Raw genomic sequence first — 8,377 nt, 5'->3', positions numbered from 1 at the left:
ATCGCGGCCCAGAGGTCGAAGGTCTGGTAGCAGACGCTTTCCAGCGCGGCGTGCGCGAGCTCGGCCGGGCCAGTGTTGCGGGTGAGGCCGAACAGCGCGCCGCGGACGCGCGGATTCCAGTAGGGCGCGCCCATGCCGACGAAGGCGGGGACGAGATAGACGCTCTGCATGGAGTCCGACTGATCAGCAAGAGGTCCGGTCTCGGCGGCGTGCTTGATGATGCCGAGGCCGTCGCGCAGCCATTGCACCGCCGAGCCGGCGACGAAGATCGAGCCTTCGAGCGCATAGGTGCGCTTGCCGTCGAGCTGATAGGCGACGGTGGTGAGCAGCTTGTTCTTCGACACCACAGGCGTGGTGCCGGTGTTGAGCAGCGCGAAGCATCCGGTGCCGTAGGTCGACTTCATCATGCCCGGACGGAAGCAGGCCTGGCCGATGGTCGCGGCCTGCTGGTCGCCGGCGATGCCCGAGATGGCAATCGCGCCGCCGAACAGATCGGGCGCGCTCTCGCCGAAGCGGGCGGAAGAGTCCTTCACCTCGGGTAGCATCGAGCGCGGCACGCCGATGATCTCCAGCAGTTCGTCGTCCCACTGGCCGGTGTGGATGTTGAACAGCAGCGTGCGCGAGGCGTTGGTGGCATCGGTGGCGTGCACCTTGCCGCCGGTGAGGCGCCAGAGCAGATAGCAGTCGACGGTGCCGAACATCAATTCGCCGCGCGCGGCGCGCGCCCGCGCGCCGGGAACGTGGTCGAGGATCCAGGCGACCTTGGTGCCGGAAAAATAGGGATCGATGATCAGGCCGGTCTTTTGCGAGATCACGGGCTCGCGGCCGTCTGCCTTGAGTTTCGCGCAGATGTCGGCGGTGCGGCGGTCCTGCCAGACGATGGCGCGGTGCACGGCCTGCCCCGTCGCGCGGTCCCACACCACGGTGGTCTCGCGCTGATTGGTGATGCCGATCGCGGCGATATCCTTTGCGCTGATGCCAGCCTGCTCGATCGCCTCGCGGCACACCATCACGGTCGAGGTCCAGATGTCCTCCGGCTCATGCTCGACCCAGCCCGAGGCGGGAAAATGCTGCGGGAATTCCTGCTGCGCTTTGGCGGCGATGGAAATATCGCCGCGAAACACGATCGCGCGCGAAGAGGTGGTGCCCTGGTCGATGGCGAGGACGAAAGACATGGCGGCTACCTTGGCGTTTAGCTTGGCGTTTCCCCGGAGGGAGTCATTGTGTCGCGCCAAAGGGAGCGGATTGGAGGCGGAAGGTCAAGGTTGGTCTCGGTCTCGTGCCCCGGACGCAGCGCAGCGCCTTGGCGGTGCGCTGCTGTGCCGGGGCCCAATGCCAGGGCTGCTGGGTCCCGGCTCAGCATAGCAGCGTTTCGCGCTGCTATGCGTCCGGGACACGACCCGCTACACCGCCGCCGTCGTCACGCCGCCGTCGATGACTATGGTCTGTCCCGTCATGAAGGTCGACGCATCCGAGGCGAGGTAGGCGACTGCACCGGCGATTTCGTCGGGTTCGCCGATGCGGCGCAGCGGCGTGGTGGCGGTGCGGCGCTTCAGCATGGCCTCGTCCTCCCATAGCGCGCGGGCGAAATCGGTCTTGACGAGACCGGGCGCGATGCAGTTGACGCGAACGCCTTTCGGGCCCCATTCGCCGGCGAGCGAGCGGCACAGCGCGAAGTCGGCCGCCTTCGAGATGCCGTAGGCGCCGATCACGGTGGAGCCGCGCAAGCCGCCGATCGAGGAGATGATGATGACGGAGCCGTTCCCACGCTCGGCCATTTGCGGGATCGCCAGCGCGGAGAGCCAGATGTTGCTCTTGACGTTCGAGCCCATGATCTTGTCGAAGGCTTCATCCGTGATGTCGAGCAGCGGGCCGTAATAGGGATTCACTGCGGCGTTGCAGACGAGGATGTCGACCTTGCCGTAATGCTTGGTCGCACCTGCGATCAGCGCCTCGACCTCGGCCTTGCGCGCGATGTTGCAGGGGATGACGGCGGCATCGCCGCCGGCCGCGATGATGCCGTCGGCGACCTCCTTGCAGGCATCCGCCTTGCGCGAGGACACCACGACCTTGGCGCCGAGCTTTGCCAGGAGTTCGGCGGAGGAGCGGCCGATGCCGCGGCTGGAGCCGGTGACCACGGCGACCTTGCCGGTGAGATCGAACGGGGTGTTTTTCATTGTTGTTGCCTCGATGCTTCAACGGCCTCCATTGCGAGGAGCTCTTGCGACGAAGCAATCCAGAGATGTCGCCGCGGAGACAGTCTGGATTGCTTCGCTACGTTCGCAATGACGGTGGAGAGACTCAGATCAACCCGCCCGCGTCCGCGACGCGGCGCTGGTGGTAGTCGGTGTCGCCGAAGCTGTTCTCGATCATGGTGAGGCGCTTGAAGTAGTGGCCGATCTTGGCCTCCATGGTCATGCCGATGCCGCCGTGCAGCTGGATCGCCTGCTGTCCCACGAACTTCAGCGACTTGCCGATCTGCACCTTGGCTGCCGCGACGGCGTTGGCGCGCTCTTGGGCGCTCTCGAAATCGCTCGCCATGGTCGCGAACATCGACATCGAGCGCGCCTGTTCGGCGGCGACGAACATGTCGGAGGCGCGGTGCTGCAGCGACTGGAACGAGCCGATCGCGACGCCGAACTGCTTTCGGGTCTTGATGTACTCGACGGTAGTCTTGAGTGACTCGTCCATCAAGCCGACTGCCTCGGCGCAGAGCGCGATGCGGGCCTCATCCACCACGCGCTCGATCAGCGCGAGCGAATCCTCGGGATTGCCGAGCACCGCATCGGGGCCGGTTTCGACGCCGGTGAAGGTGATGTCGGCGGCATGCAGGCCGTCCTGGGTCGGGTAGGACTTCTTGGTCACGCCCTTGGCATTGGCAGGGACCAGGAACACGCCGATGCCGGGCTTGTCACGGCGGTCGCCCTTGGTGCGCGCGGTGACGACAAGCGTGTCGGCGTTCTCGCCGTTGAGCACGACGAACTTCTCGCCGTCGATGACCCAGCCGTCGCCCTTCTTCTTCGCCGTCGTGGTGACGTCGAACAGATCGTAGCGGGAGTTCTTCTCGAGCTGGGCAAAGGCGAGCGTCTTGCTGCCGTCGATGATGCCGGGCAGATGCGCGGCTTTCTGCGCATCGGTGCCGGCATGGCGCAGGAAGCCGCCACCGATCACGACCGTTGCGAGATAGGGCTCGAGCACCAGCGCCTTGCCGAGCGCCTCCATCACGATCATGGTCTCGACGCCGCCACCGCCGAAGCCGCCATCGGCTTCCGCGAAGGGCAGGCCGAGCAGACCTTGCTCGGCGAGCTTGAGCCAGACGGCTTTGCTCCAGCCGCCCTTCTCCTTCATGTATTTCTTGCGCTGCTCGAAATCGTAGGAATCGGTCAGCAGGCCGTCGATGCTTTCCTTGAGAAGCCGCTGCTCCTCGTTCAGATCAAAATCCATTTCTTTGGTTCCTCGTACCCGAAATTCTTGCTTCGTCATCCCGGGCGCGCGTAGCGCGAGCCCGGGATCCATACTCCCGGTCGTGGTTGTGGATTCCGGGCTCGCGCTACGCGCGCCCCGGAATGACGCCTAAAGCCCCAGCACCGCCTTGGCGATGATGTTGCGCTGGATCTCGTTGGAGCCGCCGTAGATCGAGACCTTGCGGTTGTTGAAGTAACTTGGCGCGATCTGGGCGGTCCAGTCCATGGCTTCGTTCGAGCCGTCGTCGCCGTGCACATCATAAGGCGCGGCGAACGGGCCGATCACTTCCATGAGCAGCTCGGTGGTGGTCTGCTGGATCTCGGAGCCCTTGATCTTCAGCACCGAGGAGGCCGGATTGGGCTTGCCCTTGCCGTGCTTGCCTTCGTCGGCGACGACGCGGAGCTGGGTGAGTTCGAGCGCCTTCAGCTCGATCTCGCAGGCCGCCAGCTTCTCGCGGAACGCCGCGTCCTGGATGATCGGCTTGCCGGCGGATTCGACCTTGCCGGCGAGATCGCGGATGCGGCGCAGCCGCTCCTTGGAGACGCCGACGCGGGCGATGCCGGTGCGCTCGTTGCCGAGCAGGAATTTTGCGTAGTCCCAGCCCTTGTTCTCCTCGCCGATCAGATTCTCGACGGGCACCTCGACGTCGTCGAAGAACACTTCGTTGACCTCATGGCCGCCGTCGATGGTCTGGATCGGGCGCACCGTGACGCCCTTCGACTTCATCGAGAACACGATGAAGGAGATGCCCATCTGCTTCTTCGCATTGTTGTCGGTGCGGCACAGGCAGAAGATCATGTCGGCGTGCTGGGCAAGCGTCGTCCAGGTCTTCTGGCCGTTGATGATCCATTTGTCGCCCTTGCGCTCGGCCTTGGTCTTGAGCGAGGCAAGGTCAGAACCGGAGCCGGGCTCGGAGAAGCCCTGGCACCACCAATCGTCGACATTGGCGATGCGCGGCAGATATTGCTTCTTCTGCTCCTCATTGCCGAAGGTGTAGATGACAGGGCCGACCATGCTGACGCCGAAGGCGAGCGGCTGCGGCGCCGGATAGGACTGCAGCTCCTCGTTGAAGATATAGTGCTGCACGGAGGTCCAGCCCGTGCCGCCATATTGCTTGGGCCAGTGGCTGACGCCCCAACCCTTCTTGTTGAGGATGCGCCACCACGTCACCATCTCGTCCTTCGAGAGGTGGCGGCCCTCCACCAGCTTGCGCCGCGTATCCGGCGGCACGTTGTCGCGGAAGAATGATCGCACTTCCTCGCGAAACGCCTGCTCTTCTTTCGTGAATGCGAGATCCATCGGATCCTCCTGTGAACCTACTTCTCTATGATTTGGATTGTGCCGGTTTCTGCTGCTGGCGCAATTCGTGGCGCGACAATTTTCCGACCGGCGTACGCGGCAGATCGTCGACGAATTCGACCGCGGCCGGTAGTTCATGCTTGCCGAGTTTGCCGGCCAGTTGCGCACGCAGCTCGTCGAGCGAGAGCGGCTTTGCGTCCGGCTTCAGCTTGATGAAGGCCTTTGCGGCCTCGCCGCGATAGGGGTCGGGAATGCCGAGCACGATCACCTCGTGCACGCCCGGTATGGCGTAGATCGCCTGCTCGATCATCTGCGGATAGACGTTGAAGCCGCCGGAGATGATCATGTCCTTCTTGCGGTCGACCAGGAAGAAGTAGCCGTCGGTGTCGACATGGCCGATGTCGCCGGTGAGGAAGCGGCCGTCGACGAAGGCCTCCGCGGAGCCCTCTGGCTTGTTCCAGTATCCCTTGGTGACATTCGGGCCCTTGATGCGGATCTCGCCGACTTCGCCCGGCGGCAGCACGCGCTTGGGATCGTCGAGCGCGACGACATCGAGCTCGATGCCGGGCAGCGTCAGGCCGATCGAGCCGGGCTTCTCCGGCCCCGTGGGCGGATGACCGGTGCCGGGCGAGCAGGTCTCGGTCATGCCCCAGCCGCTGCGCAGCTTCTTGCCGACCTTGCGTTCGAAGAAATTCGCGATCTCCACCGGCAGCGGCGCGCCGCCGGAGCCGATGACAGCGAGCGAGGAGAAGTCGCGCTTGTCGAGATCAGGCAGCGCGGCGATCGCGATCCACATCGTCGGCACGCCCGGAAAGTACGTCGCGCGCTTGACCTCGATGTCGCGCATGACCGCTTCGACGTCGAAGCGCTGATGCAGCGAGATCAGATTGCCGCGGCTGAGCGAGGAGAGCAGCACCACAGTGAGCGCATAGATGTGAAACAGCGGCAGGACGCAGATCACGCGTTCGATCACGTCGCCGCGCGCGGCGCGCGACGGCTTGCCCCAGACGTCGTAGATCGACACTGCGGAGGTGAGATTGCCGTGCGTCAGCATCGCGCCCTTGGGCAGGCCGGTGGTGCCGCCGGTATATTGCAGCAGCGCGACGTCGTCGGCCGTCACGGCGGGCCATTCTGCCGGCGCGGTCGCGCCCTCGACGAAGGCCTTGAAGGTCACGATGCGCGGATCATTGGGAATCGCCGCCTGCGGCGTGCCGACCTTGCCCCAATGATCGTCCTCGCAGACGACGAGGCGATCGATCAGCCCCTTTTCCAGGAATTTCAGTGCGGTCGGCAGCAGCGCCGCGAGATTGGACGTGACCAGCAGGCGCGAGCCGGAATCGGCGATCTTGTGGGTCAGCGCGATCTCGCCGTCGAGCGGCGACAGATGCGCAATGCGGGCGCCCGCTTTCAGCGTGCCGAAGAAATTGACGGGGTGATCCGGCGAGTTGCCGAGGAACAGCGCGACGGAGGAGCCCTTGCCGCAGCCGGCGCGCAGAAACGCTGCGGCGGCGCGCTCGGCCTGAGCTGCGAGCTCGGTGTAGGTGATCGAACGGTCCCGGAACTCCAGCGCGGTGCGCGGGCCGTAGTCGGCGGCGGCTTTCGACAGCAGGTCAGGCAGCGTGCCCTGGACGATGGTGTCGTCCCACCGCACGCCCTCGGGGTAAAACTGTTCGCCGGGATGGGTCATTCTCTGCATCACATTCGGTCGTCATTCCGGGGCGATGCGAGGCATCAAACCCGGAATCCATCGGGCAGCGCGCTCAGAGGCGAAATGGATTCCGGGCCTGGCCCTGCGGGCCATCCCGGAATGACTGAGAGTTGGAGCGCAAAGCCCCATCACGCCGCCTTCGACGCCGCCGCCAGCGAGGCAAACGTCTTGCCTTCGGCCGCAAGCTTCTTCAGCAGCGGGGCGGGCTCGAGGCTGGGGTCGTTGGTCTCCTTGGCGTAGAAGGCCAGGCGATCGGCGATGTGCTTGAGGCCGACGCTGTCGGCCCAGAACATCGGGCCGCCGCGATAGATCGGCCAGCCATAGCCATAGAGCCAGACCACGTCGATGTCGGAGGGACGTGCGGCGATGCCCTCTTCCAGGATCTTCGCACCCTCGTTGATCATCGGATACATCATCCGTTCGAGGATCTCCTCGTCGCTGACGACGCGCTTCTTGCGGCCGAGACGCAGCAGCGTCTCGTCGATCAGCTTCTCGACCTCCGGATCGGGCAGCGCCGAGCGCGAGCCTGCCTCATACTTGTAGTAGCCCTTGCCGGTCTTCTGACCGAAACGGCCGGCTTCGCACAGCGCGTCCGCGATCTCCGACTTGATGCCGCGGTCCTTGCGCGAGCGCCAGCCGATGTCGAGGCCGGCGAGGTCGCCCATCGCGAACGGGCCCATCGGCATGCCGAACTTCGTCACCACGGCATCGACCTGCTGCGGCAGGGCACCCTCGAACAACAGCTTCTCCGACTGCTTGCCGCGCTGAGCGAGCATGCGGTTGCCGACGAAACCGTCGCAGACGCCGACCACGGCCGGTACCTTTGCAATCTTGCGCGCGATGGTGACGGCCGTCACCAGGGCATCCGGCGCGGTCTTGTCGGCGCGCACGATCTCGCACAGCTTCATCACGTTGGCGGGGGAGAAGAAGTGCATACCGAGCACGTCCTGCGGACGCTTGGTCGACTTCGCGATCTCGTCGATGTTGAGATACGAGGTGTTGGAGGCGAGCACCGCGCCGGGCTTGACGTATTGGTCGAGCTTGCCGAACACTTCCTTCTTCACCGCCATGGTCTCGAACACGGCTTCGATGACGAGGTCGGCATCGCCGACATTCTCGATGCCGACGACGCCGTTGATCAGCGCCATGCGCTTGGCAGGCGCGTCAGCCGGGATACCGCCACGCGCCGCGGTCGCTTCCCAGTTCTTCTGCATGATGCCCATGCCGCGCTTGAGCTGTTCCTCACCGGTCTCGATCAGGGTGACAGGAACGCCGGCATTGGCAAAGGACATCGCGATGCCGCCGCCCATGGTGCCGGCGCCGAGGATGGCGACGCGGTTCACGGGACGCGACTTGGTGCCTTCAGGGACGCCGGCGATCTTGCTGGCTTCGCGCTCGGCGAAGAAGGCATAGCGCTGCGCCTTGGACTGGTCGCTGGCGACGAGCTTCAGGAAGCCCTCGCGCTCCTTCTTCAGACCTTCGTCGAAAGGTAGGTCAATGGCGTAGCCCACGGCGTCGGCGGCGGCGAACGGCGCTTCCAGGCCGCGCGACTTCTTGGTCATGGCGGCGACCGCATTGGTGAAGATCGAACGGTCGGCCTTGGCGGCCGCGATCTTGGAATCGTCGTCGCGCAGGCGGCGCAGCGGACGCTTCTCGGCCAGCAGCTTGCGCACGAAGGCCTCGCCGCCCGACGCCGGTCCCTCGACGATTTCCTCGATCAGGCCGTTCTTCAGCGCTTCCGCGGCTCCGATGGGATCACCGCCGACGATCATCTTGACCGCGAGCTCGGGACCGACCGCGCGCGGCAGGCGCTGGGTACCGCCGGCGCCTGGCAGAAGACCGAGCTTCACCTCCGGCAGGCCGAGCTTGGCTTCCTTGACGGCGACGCGGAAATGACAGGCGAGC

Annotated in this window: 6 protein-coding genes; all 6 read right to left on the bottom strand. The window is 65.1% G+C overall.

Annotation, left to right across the window (positions count from 1 at the left end; all coding sequences use genetic code 11):
• The coding region (locus MOV74_RS24365; protein ID WP_246928330.1) for a glycerol kinase GlpK at positions 1–1,175 on the bottom strand (1,175 nt) is incomplete at its 3' end.
• A gap of 228 nt (positions 1,176–1,403) precedes the next feature.
• The gene (locus tag MOV74_RS24360; RefSeq protein ID WP_246928328.1) at positions 1,404–2,177 is read right to left on the bottom strand and encodes an SDR family NAD(P)-dependent oxidoreductase; all 774 of its coding nucleotides are present in this window, start codon (positions 2,175–2,177) and stop codon (positions 1,404–1,406) included.
• 124 nt (positions 2,178–2,301) lie between these two features.
• The gene (gene pimD, locus MOV74_RS24355; protein WP_246928326.1) at positions 2,302–3,444 is read right to left on the bottom strand and encodes a pimeloyl-CoA dehydrogenase small subunit; all 1,143 of its coding nucleotides are present in this window, start codon (positions 3,442–3,444) and stop codon (positions 2,302–2,304) included.
• A 129-nt stretch (positions 3,445–3,573) separates the two neighbouring features.
• Entirely contained in the window at positions 3,574–4,764 is a 1,191-nt protein-coding gene (gene pimC / locus MOV74_RS24350; RefSeq protein ID WP_246928324.1) for a pimeloyl-CoA dehydrogenase large subunit, read from the bottom strand.
• Between the two features lie 25 nt (positions 4,765–4,789).
• Positions 4,790–6,451 (bottom strand): dicarboxylate--CoA ligase PimA, encoded by a 1,662-nt coding sequence (gene pimA, locus MOV74_RS24345; RefSeq protein WP_246928321.1) that lies wholly within the window; start codon positions 6,449–6,451, stop codon positions 4,790–4,792.
• A gap of 149 nt (positions 6,452–6,600) precedes the next feature.
• A partial coding sequence (locus MOV74_RS24340; protein ID WP_246928306.1) for a 3-hydroxyacyl-CoA dehydrogenase NAD-binding domain-containing protein occupies positions 6,601–8,377 on the bottom strand: 1,777 nt, incomplete at its 5' end.

It is taken from the genome of Bradyrhizobium sp. SHOUNA76 (genome assembly GCF_023006445.1).
Classification (GTDB): domain Bacteria; phylum Pseudomonadota; class Alphaproteobacteria; order Rhizobiales; family Xanthobacteraceae; genus Bradyrhizobium.
The sequence above is the reverse complement of the archived record's forward strand: the minus strand, read 5'-3'. Positions and strand labels throughout refer to the sequence as shown.